This is a genomic window from Brevundimonas sp. PAMC22021, assembly GCF_019443405.1.
Taxonomy (GTDB): domain Bacteria; phylum Pseudomonadota; class Alphaproteobacteria; order Caulobacterales; family Caulobacteraceae; genus Brevundimonas.
The window spans coordinates 1,163,085-1,176,966 of sequence record NZ_CP080376.1; the positions used below are offsets into that span (position 1 = coordinate 1,163,085).

Here is a 13,882-nt window from a genome sequence, read left to right on the forward strand (position 1 = left end):
GGCCATGAAGATCGGATTCGCGGGGCTGGGCGTCATGGGCGCGCCGATGGCGCGGCACCTGCTGAAGGGCGGGCATGAGGTGACGGGCTTCAACCGCACCTTCGCCAAGGCGCAGGCGTGGGCCGAAGCAACCGGCGGCCGTGCCGTGGAGACGGTCGCCGAGGCCGCGAACGGCGCCGAACTGTTCGTCATGTGCGTGGGCAACGACGATGACGTACGCCAGGTGACCGGCGAGGCCTTGGCCCATCTGCCGGCGGGCGCTGTGATCGTGGATCACACCACAACCTCTGCCAAGGTCGCACGCGAGATGGCGCAAGCGGCGACGGAGCAGGGCTGCGCCTTCCTGGACGCGCCCGTGTCGGGCGGACAGGCGGGGGCCGAGAACGGACAGCTCACCGTCATGGTTGGCGGCGACGCCGAGGCGCTGGCCAGAGCGGAGCCGGTGATCAAGGTCTACTCCAAGGGCATCCAGCACATGGGCCCGTCGGGATCCGGTCAGCTGACCAAGATGGTCAACCAGATCGCCATCGCCGGCGCGGTTCAGGGCCTGGCCGAGGCCGTGCATTTCGCACAGGTTGCCGGTCTGGACACCGACGCCGTCTTCGAAGCGGTGTCGAAGGGCTCGGCGCAAAGCTGGCAGATGGACAACCGCTGGAAGACCGCCGTCCGGGGCGAGTTCGACTTCGGCTTCGCCGTCGAATGGATGCGAAAGGACCTGGGGCTGGTGCTCGACGAGGCACGGGCGAACGGCGCGCGCCTGGCCATGACCGCGCTGACCGACCAGTTCTACGCCGAGGTGCAGGCCATGGGCGGCAATCGCTGGGATACGTCCAGCCTCGCCGCCCGTCTGTCGCGCTAGGCGAGCAACCGCGCGGCCTGCGGTGCGAAATAGCTCAGCACGCCCGCCGCGCCGGCGCGCTTGAAGCCGTGCAGGGTCTCCAGCATCGCGCGGTCCTGATCGAGCCAGCCGTTGGCGATGGAGGCCTGCATCATCGCGTACTCGCCGGACACCTGATAGGCGAAGGTCGGAACCTTGAAGGTCTCGGATACGCGCCGAACGATGTCGAGATAGGGCATGCCGGGCTTGACCATCACGGCGTCGGCGCCCTCGGACAGGTCCATGGCGACTTCCTTCAGCGCCTCGTCGGAGTTGGCGTAGTCCATCTGATAGGTCTTCTTGTCGCCGGTCAGCATGCGCGCCGAACCGACCGCGTCGCGATAGGGGCCATAGAAGGCTGAGGCGAACTTGGCGGCGTAGGACAGGATCAGGGTGTCCTGAAAGCCGTTGGCCTCCAGCGCCTCGCGGATGGCCTGGACCCGCCCGTCCATCATGTCGGATGGCGCGACCACGTCCGCGCCGGCATGAGCCTGGATAAAGGCCTGCTCGGCCAGCCGGTCCAGCGTCGCGTCGTTGACGATACGCTGGCCCTCCAGCACGCCGTCGTGACCATGGTCGGTGTAGCAATCCAGCGCCACGTCGCACATGACGCCGATCTCGGGCGCTGCGTCCTTGATGGCCTTGATGCAGTCAGGGATCAGGCCGTCGGGATCGGTCGCCCCCGTACCCACCGCATCCTTGATCGCGCCATCGACATTGGGGAACAACGCCAGCATCGGGATGCCGAGGTCGCGCGCCTCGACCGCAGCCTGCGCCGCAGCCTTGGGAGACAGGCGAAAGACGCCAGGCATGGAAGGCACGGGCACGCGGTCGTCCTCCCCGTCATGCACGATGATCGGCCAGATCAGGTCGGACGGGGTCAGAACGGTTTCCGCCACCAGACGGCGCACCCAGGGCGAGGCGCGCAGGCGACGCGGGCGGGCGAGGGGGAAGGGGGCGGGTTGATAAGGAACCATGACGCACTCCGGGTCGAAGGCGAGCGCCCTACGCCCGCAGGCGGGCCAGTGCAAATGGGCAGGACGTCATCGCCGGGTGCGCACAGCCGCTCAGCTTCTGAGAACCGTTATCAATGAAGGGGTTGGGGCGTTTTGTCCGCCTGGATCAATAGACATCGCTTCACCGTGGGGGCAGATAAGCCGAGGAGCCGCATAAGCGAAAGAACTTCCGTCTTGTTTGACTATAAGGCCGCCTTTCAGACGTCGGTGGAGCAGGTCCGCAAGGAAGGCCGCTACCGAGTGTTCGCCGACCTGAAGCGGGTGCGGGGCGAGTTTCCTCGCGCGGTGCGCCGGCGTGAGGACGGCTCCGAGCAGGACGTCGTGATCTGGTGCTCGAACGACTATCTCGGCATGGGCCAGCACCCGGACGTGCTCGCCGCCATGCACGAGGCGTTGGATGCGGTGGGCGCCGGCGCAGGCGGCACGCGCAACATCTCTGGCACGACGCGTTCTGCGGTCGATCTGGAGGCCGAGCTCGCGTCCTGGCACCAGAAGGAAGCGGCGCTGCTGTTCACCTCGGGCTACGTCGGCAACGAAGCCACCCTGTCGACGCTGCAGAAGATCCTGCCGGGGCTGATCACCTTTTCCGACTCGCTGAACCACGCTTCCATGATCGCGGGCATCCGGCATGGCGGCGGCGAGCGCCACATCTTCAAGCACAACGACCTGGAGCATCTCGAGGCGCTGCTGGCGGATGCACCGATCGATGCGCCCAAGCTGATCGCCTTTGAGAGCGTCTATTCCATGGACGGCGACATCGCCGACCTGAAGGGCGTCATCGCCCTGGCCCGCAGGTACGGCGCCCTGACCTATCTGGACGAGGTCCATGCGGTCGGCCTGTACGGAGAGACGGGCGCGGGCGTGGCCGAGCGCGACGGCGTGCTGGACGAGATCGACATCATCGAATGCACCCTGGGCAAGGCCATCGGCGTGATGGGCGGCTATATCGCGGCGGAGGCCGTGATCGTGGACGCGGTGCGAAGCTGGGCCTCGGGCTTCATCTTCACCACCAGCCTGCCGCCGGCGCTGACGGCCGGCGCCCTGGCCTCGGTGCGCCATCTGAAGACGCATCCGGAACTGCGCGCGGCGCATCAGGAGCGCGCGGCCACGTTGAAGACGCGCTTCGCCGCGGCGGGCATTCCGGTGATGGACAGCGAGAGCCACATCGTGCCGGTGCACGTCGGCGATCCGGTGCACTGCAAGATGATCTCGGACATGCTGTTGGACGACTACGGCGTCTATGTTCAGCCGATCAACTATCCGACCGTGCCCAAGGGAACGGAGCGTCTGCGTTTCACGCCGTCGCCCAACCATACGGACGCGATGATGGATCACCTGGTCGAGGCGATGGATCGGCTGTTCGTGCACTGCAACGTCGCGCGTCGTCCCGTCGCCGCGTGAACGATCCGGCGCCTGGCGAGGTGATCGTCGAGTTCACGCGCAACGGCGCCTATGTGAAATGCTCGGCCATCCACGTGGCGTCCGGCCGGGAGGTCAGCGCGCTGGGGCCGGCGAACGAACCCAAGGCGGTGGAGCGGGTCGCCCTGGCCAAGCTGAAACGTGCGCTCGCGGCAGGCTGACCACCAGATGTTGTGGTGATGCGGGCTGAGGCGTAGAGAAGCCGCCATACCTATTCGCCCGAGCAAGGACGACGCCCGCGTGACCGCCTTTACCCACGACGCCTTCTTCTCGAAGTCCCTCGCGGACGCCGATCCGGACATCTTCAAGGGCATCCAGGGCGAACTCGGGCGTCAGCAGGAACAGATCGAGCTGATCGCCTCCGAGAACATCGTCTCGAAGGCAGTGCTGGAGGCGCAAGGCTCGGTCCTGACCAACAAATACGCCGAAGGCTATCCGGGACGCCGCTACTACGGCGGATGCGAGTTCGCGGACGTGGTCGAGGACCTGGCGCGCGACCGGGCCAAGCAACTGTTCAGCTGCGCCTTCGCCAACGTCCAGCCGCACTCGGGCGCGCAGGCCAACCAGGCCGTGTTCTTCTCGCTGCTGCAGCCGGGCGACACCTTCCTCGGCATGGATCTGGCGTGCGGGGGGCACCTGACGCACGGCTCGCCCGCCAACCAGTCGGGCAAGTGGTTCCGGCCCGTCACCTACAAGGTGACGGAAGACACCAATCTGATCGACTATGATCACGTGGCCGAGATGGCGCAGAAGGAGAAGCCGAAGCTGATCCTGGCGGGCGCGTCCGCCTACAGCCGCGCCATCGACTTCAAGCGCTTCCGCGAGATCGCCGACAGTGTGGGCGCATACCTGTTCGTGGACATGGCGCACTATGCGGGTCTCGTCGCGGGCGGCGTCTATCCCGATCCGCTGCCGCACGCGCATGTGGTGACGACCACCACCCACAAGACCCTGCGCGGCCCACGCGGCGGCATGATCCTGTCCAACGACACCGAGCTGGGCAAGAAGATCAACTCGGCGGTGTTCCCCGGCCTGCAAGGCGGCCCGCTGGAGCACGTGATCGCCGGCAAGGCGGTGGCGTTCGGCGAGGCGCTGAAGCCCGAGTTCAAGGCCTATGCCCGCCAGGTGGTGGACAACGCCCGCGCCATGGCGGCGGTGCTGGAGGAGCGGGGGCTCAAGATCGTCTCGGGCGGCACCGACAGCCACCTGATGCTGGTCGATCTGCGGCCCAAGGGCGTGACCGGCAAGGCGACCGAGCATCAGCTCGAGAAGGCGCTGATGACCTGCAACAAGAACGGCGTGCCGTTCGACGCCGCGCCGTTCACCGTCACGTCCGGCGTACGACTAGGGACTCCGGCCGGCACCACGCGCGGTTTCGGCGTGGCCGAGTTCCAGCAGATCGGCGGCTGGATCGCCGATGTGGTCACCAGCATGAACGGCGGCGACGAGGCCGATCCGGCCGTGGTCGCGGGCATGGCGGCCCAAGTGCGCGAACTGACGCAGCGCTTCCCCATCTACGCCTGATCCGCCGATGAAGTGCCCTTTTTGCGGTAACCAGGACACCCAGGTGAAGGACAGCCGGCCGTCGGACGACGGTTCGGCCATCCGACGCCGACGGTCCTGCCCGCAATGCAGCGGGCGCTTCACCACCTTCGAACGGGTGCAGTTGCGCGAGCTCGTGATCCTGAAGCGCAATGGCCGGCGCACGCCGTTTGATCGGGACAAGCTGGAACGATCGCTCGGCATCGCATTGCGCAAGCGGCCGGTGCAGCCGGAGCAGGTGGAGCAACTGGTCAGCCGCATCGTGCGTCAGCTGGAGAGCCTGGGGGAGACGGAGATCCCGTCATCCACCGTCGGCGACTTCATCATGAAGGCGCTGAAGTCGGTCGATGAGGTGGCCTATGTCCGATACGCCTCGGTCTACAAGGATTTCCGCCACACCGGCGACTTCGCCAAATTTCTGGGCGATGAGGGGCTGGACGAGCCGGGTCACGGCCGCGGCTGATGCGTCCCACGGTCACCCTGAAGCTTGCGACGTCGCTGGATGGGCGCATCGCCACCGCGTCCGGAGAGAGCCGCTGGATCACCGGCGAGCCGGCGCGCCTGCAGGGACATCGACTGAGGGCGGCGCATGATGCGATCCTGGTCGGCGTCGAAACGGTGCTGGCCGACGATCCGGAACTGACGGCGCGATTGCCGGGGCGCACGGTGGATCAGCCTTTGCGGGTCGTCCTGGACAGCCGTCTGCGGACGCCGCCGTCCAGCAAGGTCGCGGGCGAGAACACGCTGATCCTGACGGCGGCCGAACCCGTCGCCGTGGGTGCGGCCGAAGTTCGTCAGGTCGCAGCGGAGCACGGGCGTCCGACGATCCCCGCCGTGCTGGCGGCTTTGGCCGACTTCGGCGTGCGGTCCCTGTTGATCGAGGGTGGCGGACAGGTGGCGGCGTCGTTCCTGCGTGCCGGCGCGGTGGATCGGATCGAGTGGCTCCGGGCGCCGATCCTGCTAGGAGACGAAGGGCGTCCAGGCGTGGCCGGGCTGCCGCTGCTGAAGCTTTCGGACGCCCCGACATTCCGGCGTCTTGCGGTGGAGCCCCTCGGTGACGACCTGTGGGAACGCTACGAGAAACGGCAGTAGGCATGTTCACCGGCATCGTCACCGACATCGGGCGCGTTCGCAGCGTCCGCGAAACCGAGCGCGACCGGCGCTATGAGGTCGATACGGCGTGGGACACGTCGAGCATCGATCTGGGCGCCTCGATCAGCCATGCGGGCTGTTGCCTGACCGTCGTCGAGACGGGTCCGGGCTGGTTTGCCGTCGAGGTGTCCGGCGAGACCCTGTCCAAGACGACGTTGGGCGCCTGGAAGGCCGGCGACGGCGTGAACCTGGAGCGCGCCGCGCGGCTGGGCGACGAGATGGGCGGCCATGTGGTGTCCGGCCACGTCGATGGCCTGGGCCGCGTCCGGTCGATCACGCCGGAAGGCGGCTCGCATCGGATCGAGATCGAGGCGCCCGAGCCGCTTCATCGGTTCATCGCTCCCAAGGGATCGATCACGGTGGACGGGGTGTCGCTAACGGTGAATGCGGTAGAGGGGCGGGTTTTCTCGCTCAACATCATCCCGCACACCTGGAAGGTCACGACGATGGGGCGGCTGCAAGCCGGTGACGCGGTGAACCTCGAGATCGATATGCTGGCGCGATATCTCGCGCGGTGGCAGGAGACCGCATGATGCAGATGGCGGCGGCGAACATGAACGACAGCCCGATCAGCCCGATCGAAGACATCCTGGAGGACGCCCGCAACGGCCGTCCCTACATCCTGGTGGACGCCGAGGACCGCGAAAATGAGGGCGATGTCATCATCCCGGCCCAGTTCGCGACGCCGGATCAGATCAACTTCATGGCGCGGCATGCGCGTGGCCTGATCTGCCTGGCGATCACGACGGAACGCGCTCGGCAGTTGCGCCTGCCCCCGATGGCGGCCGACAATCGCACCAGCATGGGCACGGCCTTCACGGTATCGATCGAGGCGCGGGAAGGCGTGACAACCGGCATCAGCGCCGCCGATCGCGCCCGTACGGTTCAGGCCGCGGTCGATCCGAACAAGGGCGCGGATGATATTGTCTCGCCCGGCCACGTCTTTCCGCTGGTGGCGCGCGACGGCGGCGTGCTGGTCCGCACCGGCCACACCGAAGCGGCGGTGGACATCAGTCGCATGGCCGGCCTGACACCCGCGGGCGTCATCTGCGAGGTCATGAACGACGACGGCACCATGGCGCGCCTGCCGGACCTGGTCGCCTTTTCGCAGCTGCATGGCATCAAGATCGGCACGATCGCGGACCTGATCGCCTATCGCCGCCGCACCGAGCGGTTCGTCGAGCGGGTCATGGATACGCCGTTCGAGAGCGTCCACGGCGGGCCGTTCCGCCTCATGCTGTACCGGAACACCATCGAAGGCGCCGAGCACGTGGCGCTGGTGCACGGGAAGATCGACCCTTCCAGACCGACGCTGGTGCGGATGCATCAGGTGGATTTCGCCGCAGACCTGCTGGGGCATGTGGAACGCCGTCAGGACTATGTGCCCAAGGCGCTGCGTCAGATTACGGATCACGACGGCGCGGGCGTGGTGGTGTTCCTTCGCGATCCCGCCTTGAAGGGTCTGGCCGAGCGTCTGGCCGGGGGCGACAAGCCGGTTGGGGCCGACGACCGCTCGCTGAGGAACTATGGCGTCGGCGCGCAGATCCTTTTGGATCTCGGCGTGCGCGACATGATCGTGATGAGCTCGACGCGTCCCGAGCCGACCGCGCTGGAAGGCTATGGCCTGCGCATCGTCGGCTGGCGCGGCATGGACGGAGAAACAAGGACGTGAACACCAGACCGCGCGTGCTGATCGTCGAGGCGCGCTACTATGACGAATTGGCCGATGCGCTGCTGAGCGGCGCCAAGGACGCGCTGACCGAGGGCGGAGCCGACTTCGATGTCGTGACCGTGCCGGGCGCATTGGAAGTGCCGACCGCCATCGCCATGGCCGACGAGGCCGGCCGGTATCCCACCGCGCCGCGCTACGACGGCTTTGTCGCCCTGGGCTGCGTTATCCGGGGGGAGACCTATCATTTCGAGATCGTGGCGGATCAGTCCGCGGCGGGTCTGCGCAACCTCGGCGTCAAGGGATTGGCGATCGGCAACGGCATCCTCACTACCGAGGACGAGGATCAGGCCTGGGCTCGCGCCCGTCCGTCCGAGGGCGACAAGGGGGGCGGGGCGGCTCGCGCCTGTCTCGACCTCATTGCATTGCGCAAGCGACTTCGCCTAGGCGTCGGCGCATGAGCGAACCCAACAGCATCCAGTCCGTCCTCCAGCAACTGGCCGAGGCCGAAAGGCAACGCGCCGAGCCGCAGCTGAGCAGCCGTCAGCGGCGAGCCCGCACGGTGTCGCGCCTCGCCGCCGTGCAGGCGCTCTATCAGATGGAACTGGCGGGCGAGGGCGTGGAGACGGTGATCACCGAATTCTCCAACTTCCGCTTCGACGCCGACATCGAGGGCGCGCCGCTGGCCGAAGCGGACGAAGCCTATTTCGCCGAAGTGGTGCGTGGCGTGATCGAGAGCCAGCGCGAGATCGACGCCGCCATCACCGCGCGTCTGGCCTCGAACTGGCGACTGGAGCGTGTGGATGCGACCTTGCGGGCGCTGCTGCGCTGCGGCGCCTGGGAGCTGTTGAAGCACCCCGACACGCCGCGCGAGGTCGTGATCGACGAATACGTCGAGCTGGCCAAGGCCTTCTTCGACGACGCTGAGGCGCGCTTCGTCAATGCGGCGCTGGACGGCGTGGCGCGCGATCGCGTCGCGATCAACGGAGCGGCGCGAGACGCCACCGCCTGATGTCGGCCCTGGACGTCGCCGGCGAGTTCGAGACCATCGAGACGCTGCTGGCGCCGCTGGCCCATCCGGAGTGGGGGCGGGGGCTCAAGGATGACGTGGCGGTGCTGCCGTCGCGCCTTGGGCATGATCTCGTCCTGACCAAGGACGCCATGGTCGAGGGCGTCCACTTCCTGCCGGACGATCCGCTGGACACCGTCGCCAAGAAGCTGCTGCGGGTGAACCTGTCCGATCTTGCGGCCAAGGGCGCCGAGCCGTTCGGCTACCTCCTGGCCTGCCATTGGAGCACTCGCTGCGGCTGGCCTGAGCGGGAGCTGTTCGTCCGCGGCCTGGCCGAGGATCAGGCGTGGTTCGGCGTGCATCTGCTGGGCGGCGACACTGTCACTACGCCCGGGCCGCTGTCTCTTTCGCTGACGGCGCTGGGCTGGATCCCTGCAGGGCGGACGGTGTCGCGGTCGGGCGCGCAGCCCGGCCACCTGGTGTTCGTCACGGGCGTCATCGGCGACGGCTGGCTTGGACTAAAGGCGGCGCGGGGCGAGTTGAAGCTGGGACCTGATCGCACCGCCGCGTTGGTGAACCACTATCGCACACCCGCGCCCTGTCTGGACTTCGCCAGCGTTGTACGCGACTTCGCCAGCGCCTCGGCCGACGTGTCGGACGGGCTGATCGCGGACCTGGAACACATCGCCAAGGCGAGCGGCGTCCGCATCCGCGTTGATCTGGAGGTCCTGCCGACATCGGCGGCGGCGCAGGCCTGGCTCGGTGAGCGTGTGGACGGGGTGGCGGCGCTGAGGGATCTGGCCACCGGAGGCGACGACTACGAGATCGTGTTCACGGCCCATCCTCGGCATGAGGAGACGCTGAGACGGCTGGCCGAGGGTAAGCTCGTGCGGCTGACGCGGATCGGACGTGTCGAAGCGGGCGCGGGCGTCGAGGTCCGGCACCAGGACGCGCCGGTGGCGATCGCCTCGGCCGGGTGGAGCCACCGCTAGCAACGGAATCTCAACGGCGCGCCGTCAGGATCGCGCCATGGACCGCAGACAGATGATCGCCGCCGGAACCGTCGCCCTGGCCACAGGCGCCGCCTCCACAAGCGAGGCGTCCTCCTCGGGCGGGAGTTCGCCCGCGCCCGCAATGAGCATCTCCGGCGTGGGTCTGCCGGTGATCGAGGGCGGGCGGCTGAGGAACTATGTGTTCGTGTCGCTGCGCCTGCACCTGGGCGCCGGCAAGACTCCGGAACAGATGAAGAGCAAGGAACCCTTCCTGCGCGACGCCCTGGTCAAGGCCGCGCATCGGGCGCCGTTCAGCGTGCCCGGAGACTGGACGCGCCTGAACGAGCGGGCGCTGTCCGCCAGCCTGATCGCCGCCGCCGGCGCCATCGCCGGTCGGGGTTCGGTTACGCGCGTGGAGGTGGTTGCCCAGAACCCGCGCCGTCGCACGGGCATGCCGACGGCCTGATCACGTCCTAGTCGGGGCGACGCTGACCCGGGACGTCCTCGTCCGTGCGCGGCAGCTGACCACGGCCCACGTTGCCCAGCAGCTGCTCGAGCACCGACAGCGAACGGCCGCGCGTCGGCGTCTCGCGATCGTTCATCGCGATCTCCTGGCCGTCTTCCAGGCCAAGCGTGCGCACCGCCGCGACCTTGCCGTCGGCCTCGTTGAAGGTGATCTCGGTCACGGTGCGGCGCGAGATGGTCGGACGGTTGTAGGTGTAACGCTCGGTCGTCTGGCTGATGTAGTACCAGACCTGATCCGGCTCGAACGTCGAGGTCGTCGACGGCGAGCCGAGTTGGGCCAGCACCGTCTCCTTGGTGTCCGTACCCGCCACGATGTCCGCCGGCTTCTTGTCTATGGCCTGAAAGCCGTTGCTGCCGATCGTCGGGGCGCAGGCGGCGGACAGGCCAGCCAGGGCGGAGGCGACGACAAGAGCTTTGAGACGGGACATGATCGAACGCCTGCAACAGGATAAGGTCTTTGACCTAGACGGACCCGCGTCCTAGTTCAACGGCGCGGCGGAAAAGGGGCGTGCCATGCTGACCAGACTTCTGCGCCCCAAGGTCAAGGACCGCACGGGCGAGGCGCTGTATGCGCTGGCGGTGGCGCAGGCGCGCCAACCGGGCTTCTACACCGCCCTGGGCGTCGCGGACCGGATCGATTCGCGCTTCGAGCTGTACACCCTGCATGTGCTGCTGCTGGTGCTGCGCTTGCGTGATGAGGGCTCCGGCGAGGGCGAAGAGGCTGCGCAGGCGCTGTTCGACGCCTATGTCTCTGCCCTGGACCATGCGCTGAGGGAACTCGGCGTCGGCGACGTTTCCGTGGGCAAGAAGATGCGCAAGCTGGGCGAGGCCCTCTATGGGCGGATGAAGGCGTATGAGGCGCCGCTGCACGCCGGCGACGCCCAGGTCCTGGCCGCCGCGCTGGCGCGGAACGTCTATGAGACTGACAATGCGGACGCCGCCCGTTCGCTGGCGCAGTATGCGCTGGAGACGCGCGCCGGACTGGCGACGCAGGGCTTGAAAGCGATCAAGAGCGGGCCGACCTGGCCGGACATTCACCCATGACCCAGAACCTTCCCTACAGCGAACCCTTGCGCATGAATCAGGTTGGCGTCGGCGTGACGCGCCGACTGGAGCCGGACGAAGCGACGCGGGCGCGCATCGCGCGGGCGCTGGACCTGCAGGCGCTTGATCGTTTCAGCGCCGACATGACGGTCGAGCCCTCCACCGGCGGCTGGCGCCTGTCTGGCGTCATCTCGGCCCACGCGGTGCAGAGTTGCGGCCTGACCCTTGAACCCTTGCCCGTGGACGTGAACGAGCGGTTCAGCGTGGGCTTGGCGGAAACAGCGCCGGACGAGACCTCCGAGATCGAGGTGCTGATGGACGAGGATGCGCCGGACGTGATCGAGGACGGCCGCATCGACCTCGGTCAATATGCGGTGGAACAGCTGGCGCTGTCGCTCGACCCCTTTCCGCGCAAGCCCGACGCCGCCTTTGTGCAGCCGGAGGAGCCGGGCGACATCTCTCCCTTTGCGGTGCTGAAGGGCGTCAAGGATCGCAACGACCCTGGCCAAGGTTGACGCGACCGCCGCCTCGTTCCACACGCCCCTTCTTTCCAGCGCTGCGACAAACGGCGCGATTGCCTGAGGTTTCCTTGCCGTCGCCAGTCACAATCTCGCTCGACGCCATGGGCGGCGACCACGGTCCATCGATCGTGGTGGCCGGGGTCCGAGACTACATCCGGCGCTACGGCGGTGAGGGCGTCCGCTTCGTCCTGCACGGCGACCAGCAGGCAATCTCGCGCGAGCTCACGCGGTGCCGGCTGTCGGCCGAGGTCTGCGAGGTGCGGCATACCGACAAGGTGGTCGCCATGGACGAAAAGCCCGCCCAGGCCATGCGCCGCGGCAAGGGCTCCAGCCTGTGGAACGCCATCGAACAGGTAAAGGCGGGAGAGGCGGGCGCCGTCGTCTCGGCCGGCAACACCGGCGCCTTGATGGCGATCTCAAAGCTGATCCTGCGCATGTCTGCGCCGGGGCTCGAGCGACCCGCGATCGTCGCCAGCTGGCCGACGTTTCGCGGCGTCACCGCCGTGCTGGACGTGGGCGCCAATATCGACAGCGACGCCGAGCAGTTGGTCGAATTCGCCATCATGGGCGAGGCCTTCCAGAGTGCGGTGCATGGCGTGGAGCGTCCGACCGTCGGCCTGCTGAACGTCGGCTCCGAGGACATGAAGGGCCACGAGGAGGTGCGCGAGGCGCACCGTCTTCTGCGCGAAGGCGCCTTCGGCATCGCCTACCACGGCTTTGTCGAGGGCGACGATATCGCAAAGGGAACGGTCGACGTGGTGGTCACCGACGGCTTCACCGGCAATATCGCGCTCAAGACGGCGGAGGGCACGGCGCGGTTCGTCGGCGCCCTGCTGAAAGAGGCGCTGACTTCGGGTCTGCAATCAAAGATCGGCGCGCTGATCGCCTATCCGGCCCTGCGCAAGATGCGCCGGCGCATGGACCCCAGCGCCGTAAACGGCGGCCCCCTGCTGGGGCTGAACGGGATCGTAGTGAAGAGCCACGGCGGGGCGGACGCGGCCGGCTTCGGCAACGCCATCCGCATCGCGGTCGACCTGGCCCGCAGCGACTACATGACCAAGGTCAGCGCGGGCCTGCAGCGGCTCGGCAGCGTCGTCGAACAGACACGGGCCCACCCCGAATCCAGCGAGACGGTTCAATGAGCGTCATCCGCAGCGCGATCACCGGCGTCGGCTCGTATCTGCCCGAAGAGATCGTGACCAACGCCGATCTGGCCAAGGTCGTAGACACGTCCGACGAATGGATCGTCGAACGCACCGGCATACGGCAACGCCACAGGGCTCGGCCCGATCAGCCCACCAGCGACCTTGCCGTCGAGGCCGCCAAGAAGGCGCTGGAGGATGCGGGACGCACGGCCGCCGATGTCGATCTGATCATCGTGGCGACCACCACGCCGGACATGACCTTTCCGGCCGTCGCCTCCATCGTGCAGCGCAAGCTGGGCACGGGCGTCGGCATCGCCTTTGACGTGCAGGCGGTGTGCTCGGGCTTCGTTTATGCGCTGAGCGTCGCCGATGGCTTTGTCGCGCGCGGCATGTCGAAATGCGCCCTTGTCATCGGCGCTGAAGAGATGACGCGGCTGATGGACTGGACCGACCGCACCACCTGCGTGCTGTTCGGCGACGGCGCCGGCTGCGTGGTGGTGGAGCCGCGCGAAGGGCAGGGCACGGCGCAGGATCAGGGACTGCTCGGCTTCGCCTTGCGCTGCGACGGCTCCAAGACCGACCTGCTTTACGTGGACGGCGGACCGGCCTCGACTGGTACGGTGGGACATCTGCGCATGGCGGGCAACCAGGTGTTCCGCCACGCCGTGGTGAACATCGCCGAGGGCATCACCGCCACCTGCGAGGTCGCCGGGGTTACGGTGCCCGAGGTGGACTGGTTCGTGCCCCACCAGGCCAATCAGCGCATCATCAAGGGCGTGGGCGACCGGCTGGGCCTGGACGAGAACAAGGTGATCTCCACGGTCGCCGAACACGCCAACACCTCGGCCGCGTCCATCCCCCTGGCGCTGGACGCCGCGATCCGCGACGGTCGGATCAAGCGGGGCGATCTGGTGCTGCTGGAAGCGATGGGCGGCGGCCTGACCTGGGGCGCCTGCGCGATCAGGCTATAA

At 67.7% G+C, this 13,882-nt stretch carries 18 protein-coding genes; 16 read left to right on the top strand and 2 right to left on the bottom strand.

Annotated features, from left to right (window positions below):
- Window positions 1-4: 4 nt before the first annotated feature.
- On the top strand, window positions 5-859 hold the full coding sequence (locus KY493_RS05630) for an NAD(P)-dependent oxidoreductase (protein WP_219897989.1): 855 nt from the start codon (window positions 5-7) through the stop codon (window positions 857-859).
- Here KY493_RS05630 and hemB read toward each other — a convergent pair.
- Window positions 856-1,854, bottom strand: a complete 999-nt coding sequence (gene hemB / locus KY493_RS05635; RefSeq protein ID WP_219897990.1) for a porphobilinogen synthase — start codon at window positions 1,852-1,854, stop codon at window positions 856-858. The two genes, KY493_RS05630 and hemB, sit on opposite strands and share 4 nt — an antisense overlap.
- 213 nt (window positions 1,855-2,067) lie before the next feature.
- On the opposite strand from hemB, the gene hemA reads away from it, so the two are divergent.
- The 11 genes from hemA (at window position 2,068) to KY493_RS05690 (ending at window position 10,142) form a co-directional block, all read left to right on the top strand.
- Window positions 2,068-3,294 (top strand): 5-aminolevulinate synthase, encoded by a 1,227-nt coding sequence (gene hemA, locus KY493_RS05640; protein ID WP_219897991.1) that lies wholly within the window; start codon window positions 2,068-2,070, stop codon window positions 3,292-3,294.
- Window positions 3,291-3,473, top strand: coding sequence for a hypothetical protein (locus KY493_RS05645; RefSeq protein ID WP_219897992.1), 183 nt, complete (start codon window positions 3,291-3,293; stop codon window positions 3,471-3,473). The genes hemA and KY493_RS05645 overlap by 4 nt, the downstream gene beginning before the upstream one ends.
- 79 nt (window positions 3,474-3,552) lie before the next feature.
- A complete protein-coding gene (glyA, locus tag KY493_RS05650; RefSeq protein ID WP_219897993.1) occupies window positions 3,553-4,836 on the top strand; it encodes a serine hydroxymethyltransferase in 1,284 nt (427 codons plus the stop codon).
- Between the two features lie 7 nt (window positions 4,837-4,843).
- Window positions 4,844-5,317 (top strand): transcriptional regulator NrdR, encoded by a 474-nt coding sequence (gene nrdR / locus KY493_RS05655; RefSeq protein WP_219897994.1) that lies wholly within the window; start codon window positions 4,844-4,846, stop codon window positions 5,315-5,317.
- Window positions 5,317-5,946, top strand: a complete 630-nt coding sequence (locus KY493_RS05660; RefSeq protein WP_219897995.1) for a RibD family protein — start codon at window positions 5,317-5,319, stop codon at window positions 5,944-5,946. The genes nrdR and KY493_RS05660 overlap by 1 nt, the downstream gene beginning before the upstream one ends.
- 2 nt (window positions 5,947-5,948) lie before the next feature.
- Window positions 5,949-6,539: a riboflavin synthase gene (locus tag KY493_RS05665; RefSeq protein ID WP_219897996.1), complete on the top strand. Its 591-nt coding sequence runs from the start codon at window positions 5,949-5,951 to the stop codon at window positions 6,537-6,539.
- Between the two features lie 5 nt (window positions 6,540-6,544).
- Entirely contained in the window at window positions 6,545-7,678 is a 1,134-nt protein-coding gene (gene ribB, locus KY493_RS05670) for a 3,4-dihydroxy-2-butanone-4-phosphate synthase (protein ID WP_370627371.1), read from the top strand.
- On the top strand, window positions 7,675-8,136 hold the full coding sequence (ribH, locus tag KY493_RS05675) for a 6,7-dimethyl-8-ribityllumazine synthase (protein ID WP_219897998.1): 462 nt from the start codon (window positions 7,675-7,677) through the stop codon (window positions 8,134-8,136). The genes ribB and ribH overlap by 4 nt, the downstream gene beginning before the upstream one ends.
- Window positions 8,133-8,687, top strand: coding sequence for a transcription antitermination factor NusB (nusB, locus tag KY493_RS05680; protein WP_219897999.1), 555 nt, complete (start codon window positions 8,133-8,135; stop codon window positions 8,685-8,687). Before ribH ends, nusB begins: the two co-directional genes overlap by 4 nt.
- Window positions 8,687-9,676 (top strand): thiamine-phosphate kinase, encoded by a 990-nt coding sequence (thiL, locus tag KY493_RS05685; protein ID WP_219898000.1) that lies wholly within the window; start codon window positions 8,687-8,689, stop codon window positions 9,674-9,676. The genes nusB and thiL overlap by 1 nt, the downstream gene beginning before the upstream one ends.
- Before the next feature lie 37 nt (window positions 9,677-9,713).
- Window positions 9,714-10,142, top strand: a complete 429-nt coding sequence (locus KY493_RS05690; protein WP_219898001.1) for a hypothetical protein — start codon at window positions 9,714-9,716, stop codon at window positions 10,140-10,142.
- A 7-nt stretch (window positions 10,143-10,149) separates the two neighbouring features.
- On the opposite strand, the gene KY493_RS05695 is transcribed toward KY493_RS05690, so the two are convergent.
- On the bottom strand, window positions 10,150-10,629 hold the full coding sequence (locus KY493_RS05695) for an outer membrane protein assembly factor BamE (RefSeq protein WP_219898002.1): 480 nt from the start codon (window positions 10,627-10,629) through the stop codon (window positions 10,150-10,152).
- An 85-nt stretch (window positions 10,630-10,714) separates the two neighbouring features.
- Here KY493_RS05695 and KY493_RS05700 point away from each other — a divergent pair, with 85 nt between their 5' ends.
- From KY493_RS05700 to KY493_RS05715, 4 genes are all read left to right on the top strand, one after another.
- Window positions 10,715-11,245, top strand: a complete 531-nt coding sequence (locus KY493_RS05700) for a ubiquinol-cytochrome C chaperone family protein (protein ID WP_219898003.1) — start codon at window positions 10,715-10,717, stop codon at window positions 11,243-11,245.
- Complete coding sequence (locus KY493_RS05705; RefSeq protein ID WP_219898004.1) at window positions 11,242-11,760, top strand: DUF177 domain-containing protein; 519 nt, start codon at window positions 11,242-11,244, stop codon at window positions 11,758-11,760. Before KY493_RS05700 ends, KY493_RS05705 begins: the two co-directional genes overlap by 4 nt.
- Before the next feature lie 74 nt (window positions 11,761-11,834).
- Window positions 11,835-12,908: a phosphate acyltransferase PlsX gene (gene plsX / locus KY493_RS05710; protein WP_219898005.1), complete on the top strand. Its 1,074-nt coding sequence runs from the start codon at window positions 11,835-11,837 to the stop codon at window positions 12,906-12,908.
- Window positions 12,905-13,882, top strand: a complete 978-nt coding sequence (locus KY493_RS05715; RefSeq protein ID WP_219898006.1) for a beta-ketoacyl-ACP synthase III — start codon at window positions 12,905-12,907, stop codon at window positions 13,880-13,882. Before plsX ends, KY493_RS05715 begins: the two co-directional genes overlap by 4 nt.

Bases quoted from the DNA above. Each gene is read 5' to 3' on its own strand.
- KY493_RS05630 (WP_219897989.1), top strand. From the start codon at position 5: ATGAAGATCGGATTCGCGGGGCTGGGCGTCATGGGCGCGCCGATGGCG.
- hemB (WP_219897990.1), bottom strand. From the start codon at position 1,854: ATGGTTCCTTATCAACCCGCCCCCTTCCCCCTCGCCCGCCCGCGTCGC.
- nrdR (WP_219897994.1), top strand. From the start codon at position 4,844: ATGAAGTGCCCTTTTTGCGGTAACCAGGACACCCAGGTGAAGGACAGC.
- KY493_RS05660 (WP_219897995.1), top strand. From the start codon at position 5,317: ATGCGTCCCACGGTCACCCTGAAGCTTGCGACGTCGCTGGATGGGCGC.
- KY493_RS05665 (WP_219897996.1), top strand. From the start codon at position 5,949: ATGTTCACCGGCATCGTCACCGACATCGGGCGCGTTCGCAGCGTCCGC.
- ribB (WP_370627371.1), top strand. From the start codon at position 6,545: ATGGCGGCGGCGAACATGAACGACAGCCCGATCAGCCCGATCGAAGAC.
- nusB (WP_219897999.1), top strand. From the start codon at position 8,133: ATGAGCGAACCCAACAGCATCCAGTCCGTCCTCCAGCAACTGGCCGAG.
- thiL (WP_219898000.1), top strand. From the start codon at position 8,687: ATGTCGGCCCTGGACGTCGCCGGCGAGTTCGAGACCATCGAGACGCTG.
- KY493_RS05690 (WP_219898001.1), top strand. From the start codon at position 9,714: ATGGACCGCAGACAGATGATCGCCGCCGGAACCGTCGCCCTGGCCACA.
- KY493_RS05695 (WP_219898002.1), bottom strand. From the start codon at position 10,629: ATGTCCCGTCTCAAAGCTCTTGTCGTCGCCTCCGCCCTGGCTGGCCTG.
- KY493_RS05700 (WP_219898003.1), top strand. From the start codon at position 10,715: ATGCTGACCAGACTTCTGCGCCCCAAGGTCAAGGACCGCACGGGCGAG.
- KY493_RS05705 (WP_219898004.1), top strand. From the start codon at position 11,242: ATGACCCAGAACCTTCCCTACAGCGAACCCTTGCGCATGAATCAGGTT.
- KY493_RS05715 (WP_219898006.1), top strand. From the start codon at position 12,905: ATGAGCGTCATCCGCAGCGCGATCACCGGCGTCGGCTCGTATCTGCCC.